Here is a 15,794-nt window from a genome sequence, read left to right as displayed (position 1 = left end):
CCCTCGACGCGCTGTGCGTCAAGGGCATGTTTCAGCGCGAGGCGCTGCGGCGGTTGGATGCCGCAGCACTGACGGCGTGGTGGCTGGCCACGCGCTCCAGCACCAGGTACACCACGCAGGCAATCAGCAGCGGGAGCAGAAAGTAGATTGCCCGATAGCCAATCAGCGCTGCCAGCAGGGTGCCTTGCGCATACTGCCCCTGCAGCAGGGTGATGAACACGGCTTCAAGCACCCCCAGCCCCGCAGGAATGTGCGTGATCACCCCCGCGATGCTGCTGATCAGCAGAATGCCGAGAAGGGTCGGGTAACCGACCTTGTCGGGCAGCAGGCTGAAGATCACCAGCCCCATCAACAGCCAGTTGCTGGCGCCCATCAGTGCCTGCAGCAATGCCAGGCCAATACCCGGCAGGGTCAGCGTGTGCCCGCGCAACTGCCAACTGCGGCGCTTGGCAAAGGCGCAGGCGAGCAGGTAGGCGCAGGCCACCAGCAACAGCAGCCCACCGATCAGGCGCAGGCCGCTGCTGCCGATTTCCAGGCCCGCAGGCAGACGCGGCAAGCCGCAGACGAACAGGCTGCCGGCCACCAGCAGATAGCCCAGCCAGTTGGTCACCAGGCCCAGCCCGAGGATGCGGCTGATGGTCGCTACGTCCAGGCCCAGGCGCGAGTAAAGCCGGTAGCGCAAGGCGACCCCGCCAACCCAGGCGCCCAGGTTGAGGTTGAAGGCATAGCACACGAACGCCAGCGGTAGCACCTTGCGCGCGGGCAGGGCGTGGTCGGTATACCGGCGCCCGAGCAGGTCGTAGCAACTGAACAGCACGAAGCTGCACGCCGCGATGGCCGCGCCCAGCAGCAACACGCGAGGCTGATAGGACAGCAGGGCGTGGCGTACCTCGCCCCAGTCCTGATTGCGCAGCAACAGCAACAGCAGGGTCGGGACCAGGATGAAGAACAGCAGGGTCACCGCGCGCCGGGCTCGGTGCCAGTGCTTGTGTGCAATGTTCATGACAGCCGCTCCTGGCCCGTCACCTGCGGTTGCAGTGGTTTGAGGCGCGGTTGATGGGCCGGCAGCCAGCCGACCATGGCCGGAAAATAGCGGGTCAAATGGAAGGCTACGAAGATCAGCGGTGCCCGCCACCAGTAGCCGCGCAGCACGCGTTGCAGGGTCACCGATTTGCAGCGGCTTTGCGCAAGCTGCTGCAGGTGCTCGGCCAGTTGCGCAGTGAACGCCTCGTCGCGAATCACCAGGTTGGCTTCCAGGTTCAGCGACAGGCTGAGGGGGTCCAGGTTGCTCGAACCAACCGTGGACCAGTGCCGGTCCACCACCGCGACCTTGCCATGCAAGGGCCGCTCGCAATATTCGTGGATGCGCACACCGTCGCGCAGCAGGTAGTTGTACAGCATGCGCGAGCACAAACGCACCATGGCATGTCTGGCATGCCCTGCAGAATCAGCGTGACGTGCACGCCACGCCGGGCAGCGTTGCGCAAGGCCCGCAGCAGGCGATAGCCAGGGAAGAAATAGGCATTGGCGATAATGATCCGTTCACGTGCGGTGACAATCGCCCGCACGTAATGCTGTTCGATATCGGTAGGGTGCTCGCCGTTGTCGCGGATGCACAGGCATATCTTCACCTGCTCGCTGCTGGCGGCAATCGCTGGCGCGCGGCGCCACCATGCTCGGCCGCGGCCGCGCATGTGGCTTTGGGCGTTGAGCAGGGTGAGGGTTGCCTGCTGCAGGTCGGTGACGATCGGGCCGCGCACCTGCACCGCGTAGTCCTGCTTGGCCATTGGGCCGAAATCGGCAAGATGATCGGCGCTGTAATTGATACCACCGACAAACGCGGTCTCGCCGTCTACCACCAGGATCTTGCGATGCAGGCGCCTGAACAGGTTGGTGCGCATGCCCAGTCGCTTGGGGCTGGGGTCGAATGCCTGCACGTTGACCCCGGCCTGGCTCAGTGCGCGCAGAAAGTCGCTGCTGAGGTCGGCGGTACCATAGCCGTCCACCAGCACCTCGACCCGTACCCCGCGCTGCGCCGCCTCGATCAGTGCCTGTTGCAACTGCCTGCCGACCTTGTCCTCGAAAATGATGAAGGTTTCCAGCAGGACTTCCACGCGCGCTGCTGCAATGGCTGCGAACGCCGCCGGGAAATACTCCTCGCCATTGATCAACAGTTGCACATCGTTGCCTTCGCGCCAGTCGGCTTTCATAGCAGTACCTCGACACTTAACGGCAGGTGATCGGACAGGTGCGACCAGGGCTTGCGTGTCATTACCTGCGGCTGCCGCGCCTGGGCATTGCGCAGGTAGATACGGTCCAGGCAGAGCAATGGCCAGCGCGCCGGAAAACTGCGTGCGTGGCGCCCGAACGCCTGGCTGAACACCTCGACCAGGCCACTGCCGGCCAGTTGCGCGTCGGCCCGTCGGCGCCAGTCGTTGAAGTCGCCTGCGACAATCACCGGTGCCGCGGGCGGCAGGCTGTCCAGCAGCCGGCACAGTAGCGTGAGCTGCCGGTTGCGCTGGCGCTCGTCCAGGCCCAGATGGGCGCACACGGTGTGCAGTGGCGCCTGGCCCGGCACCTCGAGGATTGCGTGCAGCAGCCCGCGACGCTCGCTGCCGGTCACGCTGACATCAAGATTTTCGTAGTGCAGGATCGGAAACTTCGACAGCAGCGCATTGCCGTGCTCGCCATCGGGGTATACCGCATTGCGCCCATAGGCAAACACCGGCCACAGGCTGTCGGCCAGAAACTCGTATTGGGGTACCTCTGACCAGCCGGGGTGGCGGCTGGCGTGCTGGCGGTGACTGCCCAGCACCTCCTGCAGGAACACCAGGTCGGCATCCTGGCTGCGTACCGCATCACGCAACTCTGGCAGTACATAGCGCCGATTGAGTGGGCTGAAGCCCTTGTGTGCGTTGACCGTGAGGATACGCACCGCGTCTACGGTCGCGGCCTGGGCGACGCCTGCGCAGCGCTCGGGCAGGCTCATGGCGCTTTGCCCGTGCCGAGCATCTGCGCCACTTTGCGCGTCAGTTGGGTGAACTTGAACGGCTTGTTGATCATTTGCATGCCGGGGTCGAGGAAGCTCATGCGCGAGGTCGCGTTTTCGGCGTAGCCGGTGATGAACAGCACCCTGAGGCCCGGGCGCAGCTTGCGCGCGATCTCGGCCAGTTGGCGACCATTCATGCCCGGCAACCCCACATCACTGATCAGCAGGTCGATGGGGCGACTGGAGCGCAGCACCGGCAGCGCCAGGCTGGCGTCGGCCACCTCACTGCATTCGTAGCCCTGCTCGGTGAGCGTCTCGTGCACCAGCTGGCGTACCGTGGCATCGTCCTCGACAATCAGCACCCGGTTGCCCGCGTGGGTTTCGGCCGCCAGCGGTAGCGAGTGTGGCGCTGGGTTTTCGACATGGCGTGGCAGGAACAATTCGACCCGCGTACCACGGCCGATACAGCTGTGCAGTGCCACGTGCCCTTGGGACTGGCGAGTAAAACCGTACACCATCGACAAGCCCAGGCCGGTGCCCTGGCCGATCGGCTTGGTCGTGAAAAAGGGGTCGAATGCCCGGTCCAAGGTGCTTTGGGGCATGCCGCAACCGTTGTCGTGCAGGCTCAGCAGTACATAGTCGCCGCTGGCCAGTGGATTGCCGCCGGGCAACGGCTTGCCCTGGCGCCGATTGCTGGCATGGACATGCAACTCGCCGCCATTGGGCATGGCATCGCGAGCGTTGCTCAGCAGGTTGTCGAGGGCCTCCTGTAGCTGCTGTACGTCCACTTGCGCCAGCCACAGGCCAGCGTCGAGGGTCAGGCGCAAGCTGATCTGCGGGTTGAGCAGTGCCTCCAGCCGGGTGCGCTCCAGCATCTGCCTGAGGTCGACGGGCCGTGCATCCAGCGGCTGTCGGCTGGAGAACGCCAGCAGCCGATGGGTCATGCTGGCCGCACGCTGCACCGCGCCCAGGCTCATGTCGATGAGCTTGGGCAGCTCTTGCTGACGGCCTTGGGCGAGGCGTCGACGGATCATTTCCAGGCTGCCACCGATGCCGGTGAGCAGGTTGTTGAAGTCGTGGGCGACGCCACCGGCCAGCTGGCCGATGGCTTCCATTTTCTGGGTATGGCGCAGTTGCTGCTCGTCTTGCTGCAGGTGGCGCAGCTGTTCTTCGACGCGCTGTTCCAGCGCCTTCAATTGGGTAGCGTGCTGCTGGGCCTGATACTGACGGCGGCGTGCGCGCAACGAGGAGTGGGTCAGGGCCAGCAGCCCGCTGGACTGAAACGGGCATTGCAACACAAACAGATTGCCCAGGGCCGCATGCAGGTCTGCAGCGGCGGGTTGTTCGGCATGGGCCGGGTTGGTCAACAGCACCACGGGCAGGTCCGACCAGGATGGTTGTGCAGTCAGATAGCGGTGCACCGGCGACTGGACAAAACCGCCGAGCGATTCATCGGCCATGATCGCCAACCCCGCGCCCTGGCCCAGAGCATCGGCCATTTCGTTCAGGTCACGGGTGACCAGCGCCTCGATGCCGGCTTCGTCGAACAGGTCCAGGGCCTGGCTGCTGAGGGACGGGGGGGCCAGTATCAGTGCGCGTTCGCCGTTGGGCAGCGGGTTGTTCACGGGCGATCTCCTTTGATGACGCACAGCCAGGCGATTGCCTAATTCTCCATGCACTATCACTGGACATCGGCGCTAACGGCAGGGTTCAAACCGGTTGTGAATGGCCGGCGGACGGTGCTCAGAGGCCCTGCTGCACCAGGGGATCGTCGGGGTTCTGCTGCTCCAGCTGGGCCAGCAGCACCTGCACGTTCTGCAACTGGCCGGTCTCTTTCCAGTAGTCGATCAGCAGCACCCGAGCCCTGCGGTTGGCAGGTTGGCGCGCCAGGATGGTTTCCAACTGCTTCTGGGCCACCTCGACCTGTTCCAGGCTGTGCAGGCTGACCGCCAGGGTATAGCGGTAATCGTTGTTGTCCGGGTCCAGTTCCAGGGCCCGGGCGAAGGCCAGCAGGGCATACTCGTGCTGGCCGTGGCGCATCAGCCACACGCCCAGCTCGTGTTGCAGGAACGCCGACTCGGGATGACGCTGCAGTGCCCGCGCGAGCACTTCACGGGAGGCGTCGGCGTGGCCCTGGTCGTCCAGCAGATGGACCTTGGCAGCCAGGGCGTCGAGGTTGTCGGGGGCCAGGCGCAGGGCGCGCTCCAGTGCCGCCAGCGCTTCACGGTCATTGCGCTCGTGCAGGAACAGCCGGGCCAGGTGCACCTGCGCCGTGGGGTCCTCGGTCTGCTGCAGCAGGGCCTGCTGATACTGCTCCAGGGCGTGCTGCAGCGGGCCGAAATACAGGCCGACCTCATCCGGGCTGAGGCCGAGCAGGGCGTCGACGGCGGCGAAGCGAACGCTTTGCTCAGGGTCATCGAGCATCGGGCCCAGCAGCAGGCTGCGTTGCGGGCCGGGCACCAGCGCCGCGATGCTGGCAATCGCCGCCTGGCGCACCAGTGGGTCGTCGTGGCTCAGGTCGTTGTCGGCCAGCTTGAGTGCCAGCGGCGAAGGATAATGAGGCAACTCGGCATGCAGGCTGGCGCGCCGAATCGCCGACAGGTCGCTGCGCCCCAGTTGCTGGTAGAGCACCCGCGCTGCGCCGGGCTGGCCCTCGTGCGCCATGGCCAGGGCCGTGGCGTAGCTGTGCTTGGGCGCGGGTGCCGGTGCCGGCGCATCACTGCGCCACCCGTAGCCCAACCCGATGACGAGCAGCAGGATCAGGCTGAGCAGGGTATACAGGCGCGGCTTTGACATGCGACATCCGGGCAGGCGAGGAACCCGAAGCTTGGGTCAGGTGGCAAACAGAGTCAATCCACGGATCAAGCGTTTGCCGGGAGGCGCTGGCTACGGGCGCGCCCCGGGTTCAGGTGCGAAAGTGCACCACCAGGCTCTGCAGATCGTTGCCCAGGCGCGCCAGCTCCACACTCGAGGTGGCGATCTCGCTGCTGGCCAGGGCCGACTGGTCGGCAGTTTCGCGTACATGCAGCACGCTGCGGGTGATCTCTTCGACCACGCCGGTCTGCTCCTCGGCGGCGCTGGCGATGCGCAGGCTCATCTGCTGGATCTCCGACACCTGGCGGGTAATGACGGCCAGCGCATCACCGGTGTTGCGCACTCCGGTCACGGTCGATTGGGTCTGCTCGACGCTCGATTGCATGATCTGGGTGCTTTCATTGGCAATGCGCTGCAGTTCGCCGATCAGTTGTTCGATCTCTTCGGAGGACTGTTGCGTGCGTTGTGCCAGGCTGCGCACCTCGTCGGCCACCACGGCAAAGCCACGCCCGGCTTCACCGGCGCGGGCGGCCTCGATGGCGGCGTTGAGCGCCAGCAGGTTGGTTTGCCCGGCCACTGCCTTGATCACCCCCAGCACGCTGGCGATGCGGTCGATTTCCTTGTGCAGGCGGTTCATCGAGTCGGCCGATACACCGACTTCGCCGGCCAGGGCTTCGATCTGCACGATGGCATTGCGCGAAATGCCCGAGGCGCCACTGGCTTCCTGGTCGGCCAGGCGCGCAGCCGTGGCGGCGTCTTCGGAATTGCGCGCCACGGCCTGCACCATCGACGTCATCTCGTTCATGGCGGTGGCCACGCGGTCGGTGTCGGTCTTCTGGCTGTCGGTACCGGCCTGGGTCTGGGTGGTGATGGTCGCCAGTTGGCTGGCCGAGACCGCCAGTTGTGACGAACCGTGGCCGATCTGGGTGATCACATCGCGCAGGCGCTGGCTCATGTGCCCGATGGCACGCAGCAACTGGCCCAGTTCATCATTGCGGTGGCTGTCCAATTGCACGGTCAGGTCACCCTGGGCGATACGCTCGGCGGCGTCCAGCGTCTGGCGCAGCGGCCGCACGATCTGCCGACCGATCAGCCAGGCGATCAGCACGCCGAGTACCAGGGCCACTGCGGTGACCCCCAGCAGGATCGACACGACCGTGCCGACGCTGGTGGCCGCGCGCTCTTCCTCTTTCTTGTAGAGCACATTGATGTTGTCCTGCAGCGCAGACAACCGTTCGTTGGCCTGCACGATCGCCTTGGCATCGGCCGGCAGCGCTGCTTGCGCGGCCTGGTGCGCCTGGTTGTAGCGATCGAGGTCGGCATTGAGCTGTTGCACGGTGGGCAGGTCGTCCACCGGCCACTGGTTGCCCTGAACGTCCTCAAGCAGTTGGGCCAGCGCTTGCTTGAGCGTCAACTGGTGCTCGGCGTGGCTGCCCAGGTGGGCCTTGTCCGCGCTCAGCGCGTATTGAAAGTTCGCCTCTCGGGCGTACACGGTTTCGTCGAAGAGCGCACCGAGCCGGCTGATCCGCTCGAACGATTGCTCATCGTTGCGTAGCCCCTTGAGGCCAGTGCCGGCGAGCAGCACGGCCAGGGCCAGCAGCAACCCGAAACCAAGCCCCAGCTTGCGGGTGACAGTGAGATTTTCCAGAGAAAGTACCCGCAGCATGAACGCTCCTAATGTGAGTGGAACCTGGTTCCTTCCAGCATCAGTATCGGGCGTGTGCTGCGGGACTTGAGGGCAAAGTGCCATCTATTCTGCAAAAGATTGATCTGCGGCAACCTTCGGCAGGGCCTGGCCTCAGAAATCGTAACTCAGGCTGGTGTAATAGAACGCACCCTGGGCGCCCTCCGGCGAAGTGATCGAGTATTTCTGCACGCCGTACAGGGTTTGCCCGTCGAGTGTGTCGGGGTGGCTGTCGAACAGGTTGATCGCCCCCACCGACAGTTTCAGGCCCTGGTCGAAGCGGTAGCTCAGGTCCAGGTCGGTGACCCATTGCGCGCTGAAGGTCTGGTCCAGGTCCGGGTTGCTCGCGTTCAGGCTCTGCCATTCGCCGTAACGGCGCTGGGTCAGGGTGACGCCCCAGTTCTGGTACAGCCAGTGGGCGCTGAGGGTCAGCTTGCTGTCGGGGGTACCGTGCTCAATCAGGCCCTGGGTCGCGCGCCCGACGATCTGCTCGCCGGCGATGCCGCCCGCATCGCGCAGTTCGGTGATGCGTGTGCGGGTCTTGGCGAACCCGGCGCTCAGGTCGAGCCGGCCGAACTGCTGCAGGTCCCACTGGTACTGGCCGGCCAGTTCGACGCCCTCGGTGCGGGTGTCGGCGATGTTGGTATAGAAGGCCGCGCTCTGGATGTTGGCGTACGGCGTGCCGGCGAAAATCGGCCCCACCACACCGGCGGGCAGCTGGTCGGACAGGGTGATGCGGTTGTCGATGTCGATGCGGTAGGCGTCGAGCGTCACCGAGGCGTTGGCCAGGGGGCGCCACACCAGGCCCAGCGAGTAGTTGGTCGATTCCTCAGGCTTGAGCGCGCGCCCGCCCAGCAGGGCCGCTTCCGGGCTGTCGGCGCGCAGGGTGCGTTGCTGCACCTCGACCCAGTTGCCGCTGCCCGGCGGTTGCTCCACCACCTGCACGCTGAACGACGACAGCCCGCTCTGCACCAGCGAGGGTGCGCGGTAGCCGCTGCTGATACTGCCGCGTGCGGCAATCTGCGGGGTGAAGTCATAGCGCAGCGAGAGCTTGCCGTTGGTGGTATCGCCGAAGTCCGAGTAATGCTCGGAGCGTACCGCCACACCGGCCTGGAATTTTTCGGTCAGTTGGCCTTCCAGGTCGACATAGGCGCCGAACACCTTGTGTTCCAGCGAGGCGGCATCAACGTTGGTGATGCCCGAGTAGTAGCCGGGGATCGGGCGTCGCCCCAACTCGGGTTGATGGCGTTGCGGTCGGTGGACTTGAGTGTGTCGTTGCCATAGTTGGCGGCGAGGTCGAACGTGCCCAGGGTGTCGTCCTCGTAGCGCACCCCGCCGGTCAGGGCATAGTCCTGAAGGTTGTAGCGAGTGATCGGCAGGCGCCCGTCGGGGTAGCGCTGCAGCGCGTCGCTGCCGTAGTTGCGGATCAGCGTGGTGGGCGGGTCGAAGAAGCCTTCGGCGTCGGTGTTCTTGTGTGCATAGGTGGCAAAGCCGTAGGCGGTGAAGCCGTCGGCCAGGCCGACCTCGCTGTTGGCCACCAGGTTGTACTGGTCGGACACGTTGCCCGAGCCCCAGCGCCAGCCCCTTCCAGCCGCTGAGCTTGCGCTGCAGGCCGTCGCCCTTGTCGTAGCCACCGAAGCGATAGCCCAGGTTGCCGCCGTTGTCGTTCTCCTTGAGCACGATGTTGATCACCCCGGCAATCGCGTCCGAGCCGTACTGGGCCGCGGCGCCATCACGCAGGATCTCCACCCGCGACACCGCGCTCAGCGGGATCAGGCTGAGGTCTACCGCTGCCGCGCCACGGCCGTTGGCCAGGCCCTGGCGGGTGACGTTGGCGCTGGTGTGGCGGCGCTTGCCGTTGACCAGCACCAGCACCTGGTCGGACGCCAGCCCGCGCAGCGAGGCGCCTTGAGCGATGGAGCCGGCGAAGGCGCCCTGGGGCGACTGCGGGAAGCTGAATGAGGGCGACAGCGCGGTCAGCGCACCGGACAGGTCGGTGGCCCCGGTGTCCTGGAGCTTCTCGGCGCTGAGTACATCTACCGGCGCGGCACTTTCCAGGGCGGTCACATCGCTGCGGCGCGTGCCGACCACCACCACGGTGTCGAGCTTGTCGTCGGCGCTCGGGCCGTTCTGGGCGTGAACAACGGGCACGGCAAGGCTGCCGATGACCAGCGCGATGGTGTAGTCGGCCCCCAGCGACACCACATTGCGCGGCGAGCGCACGAAGCTGTTGGCGCTGTAGTCGGCCGTGACGGCGCCGGTGGTGGGGTTGGTGTTCTTGAAATCGGTGTATTCGGTGTCGAGGAACGACACGGCGGCGCGCAGGTGCAGGTTGTCGGTGGGCTGGCCCTCGATTTCCAGCTCCGCCCCCTTGACCTTGGCGCCGTTGGTCAGCGCGGTGGTGAGCACGCCACTGTTGACCGTCAGCAGGTTGACCTGGATGTCCTGGTAGTCGTAGTAGAACAGGTTGGCGTTGACGGTCAGGCGGTGGTCGAGCCACTCCGACTTCAGCCCCAGTTCATAGGCGTCCAGTTGTTCCGGGTCAACCGTGGTCAACTGCGCCAGGTTGCTCGACAGCCCGGTATTGAAACCGCCCGAGCGAAAGCCATGGGCATACCGGAAGAACACCCGCAGGTTGTCGTTGATGCGGTACTCGGGGGTGACATCGTAGGTCCAGGCGTCCCAGCGCTTGCTCTTGTCGCGGCTGCCGTTGCTGCCTGCAGCGCCCAGGGGCACGAGTGGGCCATTGGCACTGGTGCGGGTGAGTTGGGCCAGGCCCAGGTCGATGGTTTTCTTCTCGGTGGTCCAGCGCAGCCCGCCGGTGACCGTGAAGTCGTCGGTCACATCCACCGCCAGGTTGCCGAACAGCGCGTAGCTGTCGGTCTTGTGGGTATAGCCCAGGTCGCTCAGGTCGACCCCGCCGATCTGGTTGGAGCCGGTGCCGTTGGGCGTCGGGCCGGGCGTCACGAGGCGTCGGTCGCTGCTGTCCAGAGTCTCGTGGAAGTAGTGGCTGCCGAGCATCCAGCGCAGGGTTTCCTGTTGCGGTGAGGCCAGGCGCAACTCTTGCGAGTACTGGTCGTAGCGGTTGTCGGTGTGGCTGGCGCCGTTGACCTCAAACGGGGTGTAGTCGGCGTCGCTGACCGACTGCTGGCGGATGTAGTCGTAGGCGCTGATCAAGGTCAGGGTGTAGTCGCCGATGTCCCCGTTCAGGGTCAGCGAGGTGCCGTCGTGGTCGAGCTTGGCGTTTTCATCCACGTTCAGCTCGATGCGTCGGCCTTCGGGGCGCTAGTAGCCGACGTTGTAGTAGGTGCCCAGGGGCAGCGAGCCGCTGCTGCCGTCGCCCTTGAACTGGCGGCCGTGGAGCTTCCACAGCGCTGCGAGGTCGGGGTTGAGCTTGGCCAGGAACTGCACGCGCACCGCCTTCTTGTTGACGTCGCTGTAGGTCTGGTCGTTGGTCAGGTTGTGGGTGAAGCCGTCGCGTTCTTCGGAGTACAGCGACACCCGGCCGGCCAGGCGCTCGTCCACCAGCGTGCCGCCGCCGGCGACGGGCGCATTGAGGTAGACATCGTCGGCATAGATGCCTACCGGGTACACGGTGGCGGCGCCGGTGTCGCCAGTGCCCAGGCCGCGGATATACCAGCGTGGGCGGCCGTCGCCGTCCGGGTTCTTGGCCGCGGCATTGGGGATGAACGTGGTGATATCGCCCATGGCGCGTACGCCATCGGCGGTGATGCTGGTGCCTTGTACGGCGCTGACGGCCACTGGCACTTGCTGAAGGGATTCTTCGCGGTGTTGTGCGGTGACCGTGACGGTCTTGAGTGCCGGCGTGGTGTCGTCGGCGTGGGCGGTGGTGCCTGCCAGCAGCAGGCCGAGGCCGATGCCCCTGGCGATGGGATGATGCTGATGCATGGTGTGTGGCTCCCCGAGCGTTGCAGATAGGAGAGCTAGAGCAGGGTTTGTGCCATGTTTTCAATGTGTTGATTTATATGAATATTTACTGATTTCAGGACAGGCGTTGCGCGTTATTCATCAGGGGGGTGTGGAATGCCTGCTGCTCCAGCAGCAGCCTGCTTCAAAAGCTTCGCTGGCTTGCCAGCGAAGGGGCCGGCCTGCGGGTCGAGCAGCTGCGGGTCGAACTCGCCAGCGGCGCCGACATCATCGACCACATCCACTTCAGCCTGGCCCCCGGCGAAATCCTCGGCCTGGTGGGCGAGTCGGGCTCGGGCAAGACCACCCTCGCCACCGCGCTGCTGGCCCATGCCCGGCGTGGTGCGCAGATTGCCGGCGGGCGCATCGACATTGGCCCGGTGGCACTGCTTGACCTGCAGGGCGACGCCCTGCGCCGCGCCCGTGGCGGCCTGATCGGCTACGTCGCCCAGGACCCGGCGATGGCCCTCAACCCCGCCCTGCGCATCGGCAACCTGCTGCGCGAAACCCTGCTTGCCCATGAGCCCCAGCTGTCTCGCGCAGCGCAGGCCGAGCGCCTGCGCCAGACCTTGGCCGATGTCGGCCTGCCGGGCGACAGCGCGTTTCTCAAGCGCTTCCCCCACCAGCTCTCGGGCGGCCAGCAGCAGCGGGTGATGCTGGCGCTGGCCTTCGTGTTGCGCCCGCAGTTGATCGTGCTCGACGAACCGACTACCGCGCTCGACGTCGGCACCCAGGCGCATATCCTGCAAACCCTGCGCAGGCTGTGCAAGGAGCAGGGCGTGGCGGCGGTGTACGTGTCTCACGACCTGGCGGTGATCAAGGACCTGGTCGACCGCGTGATGGTGATGTACGCGGGTGCGCATCGTCGAGGTGGCGCCGCGGTGAACGCCTGTTCGCCGGCCCGGCCACCCTACACACTGGGCCTGCTGGCAGCGATCCCGGATGTGGCGCGCCAGCGCCCGTTGCAGGCGATTGCCGGCCACGCCCCGGCGCCCGGTCAACGCCCGCAGGGCTGCGCCTTTTCCCCGCGTTGCCCCCGCCGCAGCGCCGCGTGCACTCAGCACGAACCGCTACTCAAGGCACTGCACAGCACACAGCAGGTTGCGTGTCTGCACCCGCAACTGACGGCCATGGCCACGCCGGCAACACTGCTGGCGAGCAACGACACACCGTTGCTGAGCCTGCGCGAGCTCAACCTCAGCTACGACCGCCAGGTGCTCTTCGAACTGTCGCTGGACCTGTACAAGGGCGAGTGCCTGGCGGTGGTGGGGAGTCGGGTTCGGGCAAGACCAGCCTGGCGCGCACCCTGGCCGGCCTGGGTGACACCGCGCAAGCCTCGCTGCAGTTCGACGGGCAACCGCTGAGCCTGCTGGCGCGGCAGCGTCCGGCCGCCTCACGCCAGCGTATCCAGTACATCTTCCAGAACCCGTACCGCGCACTCAACCCGCGCCAGACCGTTGCGCAGTGCCTGCAGGCACCGCTCGAACACTTCTTTGGCCTCAAGGGCGCGGCCTGCCGTGCGCGCATCGACGCCGCCCTGGCACGCGTGGCGCTGGGGCCAGATACCGCGCGCAAGTACCCGCATCACCTCTCGGGCGGCGAGCGCCAGCGCGTGGCGATTGCCCGCGCGCTGGTGTGCGAGCCCACGGTACTGATCTGCGACGAGGTCACCTCGGCGCTGGACGTGTCGGTGCAGGCGGCGATCCTGGCATTGCTCAAGCAACTGCAGGGCGACGGCATGACGCTGCTGTTCGTGACCCACGACCTGGGGGTGGTGCGTGCGATCGCCGACCGCGTGCTGGTGGTCGAGGAAGGGCGGATTGTCGAGCAGGGGGGCGGCGTCGGATGTGCTGGATCGGCCGCAGGCCGCGTATACCCAGGGCCTGCTGGCGCACTCGCCACGGCTGGGCTGAGGGGCGGCGCACATCAAGCCGCCCGCAGCGTCTTGCACGCAGAATCATCTGAAGTTAGGAGAGAACGGATTCATCATGGCATTTGACCAGCCCTTGTTGTCGCCCATCGTGCCATTAGTTTCAAAGTGTCGTGCGACAAAGAAACCATGCACGTGGCCTGGTGCGCACAACACGTCAAACCAGCCAGTCGCATTCGTTTTGCATCGCGCCATTTGAGTGCCATCGGTGAAACAGACAAGAAGTTCACGGTTGGGTTCGCCTCGACCTTTAACCCTTACCTGAGTGTCGCTACAACCGTCGGCTGCTACAAAATCGAGGTAAATTTCCTTTGGCATGGTGTTTCTCCCGTTTGCTATCTAGGACGGCGTTGGTGCCAACCTTATTAGGCAGAACGGCGTGTTTTCGGTCTACTGCTACAAGTATCAGGTTGCAGGGGGGATCGCTCGGTTCAGTGCCGTGCAGTAATGGTCAAGGTTTTGCACCGGCATCTGCGCCAGTGGAGCAATCCCGTCGTACCTCGGCAGGGCTGAGCGGCCGCCCGGCGTGCATCAGCGCATGCACCAGCAGGCCGGCCAGCAGCCCCCAGAATGCGCCGCCAATACCCAGCAGGGTGACGTTGGCGGCGGTGGCCAGAAAGGTGATCAGTGCAGTTTCGCGGGTGCGCGCATCGGCCATGGCGTTGGCCAGGCTGCCGCCAATCGCCCCCAGCAGGGCCAGCCCCGCCAGGGTGGTGACGAAGCTGCGCGGCAGGATCGTGAACAGGCTGGCCAGGGTGACCCCGAACACACCCACGGTGACGTAGAACACGCCGCAGGCAATGCCGGCGATGTAGCGCCTGGACGGGTCGGGGTGGGCATCCTTGCCGGTGCAGATGGCGGCCGTGATCGCCGCGACGTTGAACGCATGCGCGCCAAACGGCGCCATCAGCAACGAGCCCAGCCCGGTGATGCCGATGATCGGGTTGGCGCTGGTGCTGAAGCCGTCGTTGCGCAGTACCAGCATGCCGGGCATGTACTGCCCGGTAAGGGTGATGATGAACAGCGGCAGGGCTACCCCGAGCAGGGCGCCAAGGCTGAAGCGCGGCATTTCGAACACCGGTGCGGCCACGCTCAGGTGCAGCCCCTGCAGGTCCAGGCGCTGTTGGGCCAACAACAGCGCCAGCCCCACCAGCAGCACGCCGACCACCGCAAAGCGCGAGGTGAACCGACGCAGCACGGCATAGGTGAGCAGCAGCACGATCACCAGCACAGGGTCGGCGCTGGCGCCGCCGAAGGCGTTCACGCCGAACTGCAACAGAATGCCGGCCAGCAGGCCCGCCGCGATCCCCGCCGGGATCAGCCTGACCAGGCGCTCGAACACCCCCGACAGCCCCAGCACGATGAAGCCTAGCGCGCACACCATGTAGGCACCGATCACCTCACCGTACGGGGTAAACGGCATGACGGTGGCCAGGAACGCCACCCCCGGGGTCGACCAGGCGGTGATGATCGGCGCACGGTAGCGATAGCTCAGCCAGGCCCCGGTCACGCCGACGCCGATGCTCACCGACCAGACCCAGGAGGCGGTTTGCGCGGCGCTCAATTGCGCCAGTTGCGCGGCCTGGAAGACCAGCACGAAGGTGCCGCCGTAATTGACGATGACGCTGATCAGCGCGGCAACGGTGGGTGAGACGAGGTCGCGCAGGTGCAGACGGGCAGGGCTTGGATTCACGGGCGATTCCTTGCAGGTGGGCTCAGGTTGCGAGCTTAGGCCTGCTCAGGCGCTCCGATCAGTCCACCTGCGCCGTCTGCGCCAGACCGTTGCGCGCATCAGGCGAGAGGGCCTGGGCCAGGCGCACCACGGCGCTTTTGATCTCGTGCGGGGTCAATGCCGAAAACCCCAGCAACCAGCCGCCCTCGGCAGGCGGGTTGGCGTACAGGCGGCTGAGCCCGGGCAACTGGATACCCACGCGGGCAGCCTGGCGCAGGGTCTCCAGTTCCGACCAGCCGGGTGCCAGGCGACAGAGCATCTGCAAGCCCCCCGGGGGCAGCTGTGCTGTGACGATGCCGCCCAGGTGCTGGTGCAAGGCCTCGGCCATGGCCTCGCGGCGTACCGCGTAGAGCGTGCGCATGGCGCGGATATGCGCGGCAAAGTGACCGTCTTCGATGAACCGCGCCAGGGTCAGTTGGGCCAGCTGTGGCGTGTGCCCGTCAAGCATGCTGCGTGCATGGCTCATCGGCGCGACCAGCGCGGGCGGCAGCACCATGAAGCCCATGCGCAGGCCGGGGTACAGCGACTTGCTGAAGGTGCCCAGGTAGATCGTGCGCTGTGCGTTGTCCAGGCCCTGCACGCAGGCAGTGGGCAGGCCGTCGTAGTGGAACTGGCTGTCGTAGTCGTCCTCGATGATCCAGCCGTTGCGCTCGCGGGCCCAGGCGATCAGTTCCAGGCGGCGCTGCAGCGACAGCGTCACGCCCGTGGGGTACTGGTG

The 15,794-nt window shown here is 65.9% G+C and carries 9 protein-coding genes and 4 pseudogenes; 2 read left to right on the top strand and 11 right to left on the bottom strand.

Annotated features, from left to right (window positions below; all coding sequences use genetic code 11):
* Positions 1 to 31: 31 nt before the first annotated feature.
* From G3436_RS10085 to G3436_RS27525, 8 genes and pseudogenes are all read right to left on the bottom strand, one after another.
* The gene (locus G3436_RS10085) at positions 32 to 1,003 is read right to left on the bottom strand and encodes a lysylphosphatidylglycerol synthase domain-containing protein (protein ID WP_163944250.1); all 972 of its coding nucleotides are present in this window, start codon (positions 1,001 to 1,003) and stop codon (positions 32 to 34) included.
* Positions 1,000 to 2,210: pseudogene (clsB, locus tag G3436_RS10080) on the bottom strand (cardiolipin synthase ClsB). Before clsB ends, G3436_RS10085 begins: the two are co-directional and overlap by 4 nt.
* On the bottom strand, positions 2,207 to 2,989 hold the full coding sequence (locus tag G3436_RS10075; RefSeq protein ID WP_163944246.1) for an endonuclease/exonuclease/phosphatase family protein: 783 nt from the start codon (positions 2,987 to 2,989) through the stop codon (positions 2,207 to 2,209). Before G3436_RS10075 ends, clsB begins: the two are co-directional and overlap by 4 nt.
* Positions 2,986 to 4,614, bottom strand: a complete 1,629-nt coding sequence (locus G3436_RS10070; protein ID WP_163944243.1) for an ATP-binding protein — start codon at positions 4,612 to 4,614, stop codon at positions 2,986 to 2,988. The genes G3436_RS10075 and G3436_RS10070 overlap by 4 nt, the downstream gene beginning before the upstream one ends.
* Before the next feature lie 118 nt (positions 4,615 to 4,732).
* A complete protein-coding gene (locus G3436_RS10065) occupies positions 4,733 to 5,785 on the bottom strand; it encodes a tetratricopeptide repeat protein (protein WP_163944241.1) in 1,053 nt (350 codons plus the stop codon).
* A gap of 109 nt (positions 5,786 to 5,894) precedes the next feature.
* Positions 5,895 to 6,464 (bottom strand): annotated as a pseudogene (locus G3436_RS28865) (methyl-accepting chemotaxis protein); the annotation flags it as partial.
* A gap of 285 nt (positions 6,465 to 6,749) precedes the next feature.
* Positions 6,750 to 7,469 (bottom strand): annotated as a pseudogene (locus G3436_RS28860) (HAMP domain-containing protein); the annotation flags it as partial.
* A 132-nt stretch (positions 7,470 to 7,601) separates the two neighbouring features.
* A pseudogene (locus tag G3436_RS27525) lies at positions 7,602 to 11,396 on the bottom strand (TonB-dependent receptor domain-containing protein).
* Between the two features lie 128 nt (positions 11,397 to 11,524).
* On the opposite strand from G3436_RS27525, the gene G3436_RS10045 reads away from it, so the two are divergent.
* Both G3436_RS10045 and G3436_RS28855 read left to right on the top strand, forming a co-directional pair.
* Complete coding sequence (locus G3436_RS10045) at positions 11,525 to 12,778, top strand: ABC transporter ATP-binding protein (RefSeq protein WP_420801196.1); 1,254 nt, start codon at positions 11,525 to 11,527, stop codon at positions 12,776 to 12,778.
* Complete coding sequence (locus G3436_RS28855) at positions 12,667 to 13,413, top strand: ATP-binding cassette domain-containing protein (RefSeq protein WP_420801195.1); 747 nt, start codon at positions 12,667 to 12,669, stop codon at positions 13,411 to 13,413. The genes G3436_RS10045 and G3436_RS28855 overlap by 112 nt, the downstream gene beginning before the upstream one ends.
* Here the strand turns inward: G3436_RS28855 and G3436_RS10040 are convergent.
* The 3 genes from G3436_RS10040 to G3436_RS10030 all read right to left on the bottom strand — a co-directional run.
* Positions 13,372 to 13,662, bottom strand: a complete 291-nt coding sequence (locus G3436_RS10040) for a hypothetical protein (protein ID WP_163944235.1) — start codon at positions 13,660 to 13,662, stop codon at positions 13,372 to 13,374. The genes G3436_RS28855 and G3436_RS10040 overlap by 42 nt on opposite strands.
* Before the next feature lie 133 nt (positions 13,663 to 13,795).
* Positions 13,796 to 15,037 carry a benzoate/H(+) symporter BenE family transporter gene (locus G3436_RS10035; RefSeq protein WP_163944233.1) on the bottom strand — a complete coding sequence of 414 codons (1,242 nt, stop codon included), beginning with the start codon at positions 15,035 to 15,037 and terminating at the stop codon, positions 13,796 to 13,798.
* A gap of 58 nt (positions 15,038 to 15,095) precedes the next feature.
* A partial coding sequence (locus G3436_RS10030; RefSeq protein ID WP_163944230.1) for an aminotransferase-like domain-containing protein occupies positions 15,096 to 15,794 on the bottom strand: 699 nt, incomplete at its 5' end.

The organism is Pseudomonas brassicae, assembly GCF_010671725.1.
Classification (GTDB): Bacteria; Pseudomonadota; Gammaproteobacteria; order Pseudomonadales; family Pseudomonadaceae; genus Aquipseudomonas; species Aquipseudomonas brassicae.
The sequence above is the reverse complement of the archived record's forward strand: the minus strand, read 5'-3'. Positions and strand labels throughout refer to the sequence as shown.

Bases quoted from the DNA above. Each gene is read 5' to 3' on its own strand.
- G3436_RS10065 (WP_163944241.1), bottom strand. From the start codon at position 5,785: ATGTCAAAGCCGCGCCTGTATACCCTGCTCAGCCTGATCCTGCTGCTC.
- G3436_RS10085 (WP_163944250.1), bottom strand. From the start codon at position 1,003: ATGAACATTGCACACAAGCACTGGCACCGAGCCCGGCGCGCGGTGACC.
- G3436_RS10040 (WP_163944235.1), bottom strand. From the start codon at position 13,662: ATGCCAAAGGAAATTTACCTCGATTTTGTAGCAGCCGACGGTTGTAGC.
- G3436_RS10075 (WP_163944246.1), bottom strand. From the start codon at position 2,989: ATGAGCCTGCCCGAGCGCTGCGCAGGCGTCGCCCAGGCCGCGACCGTA.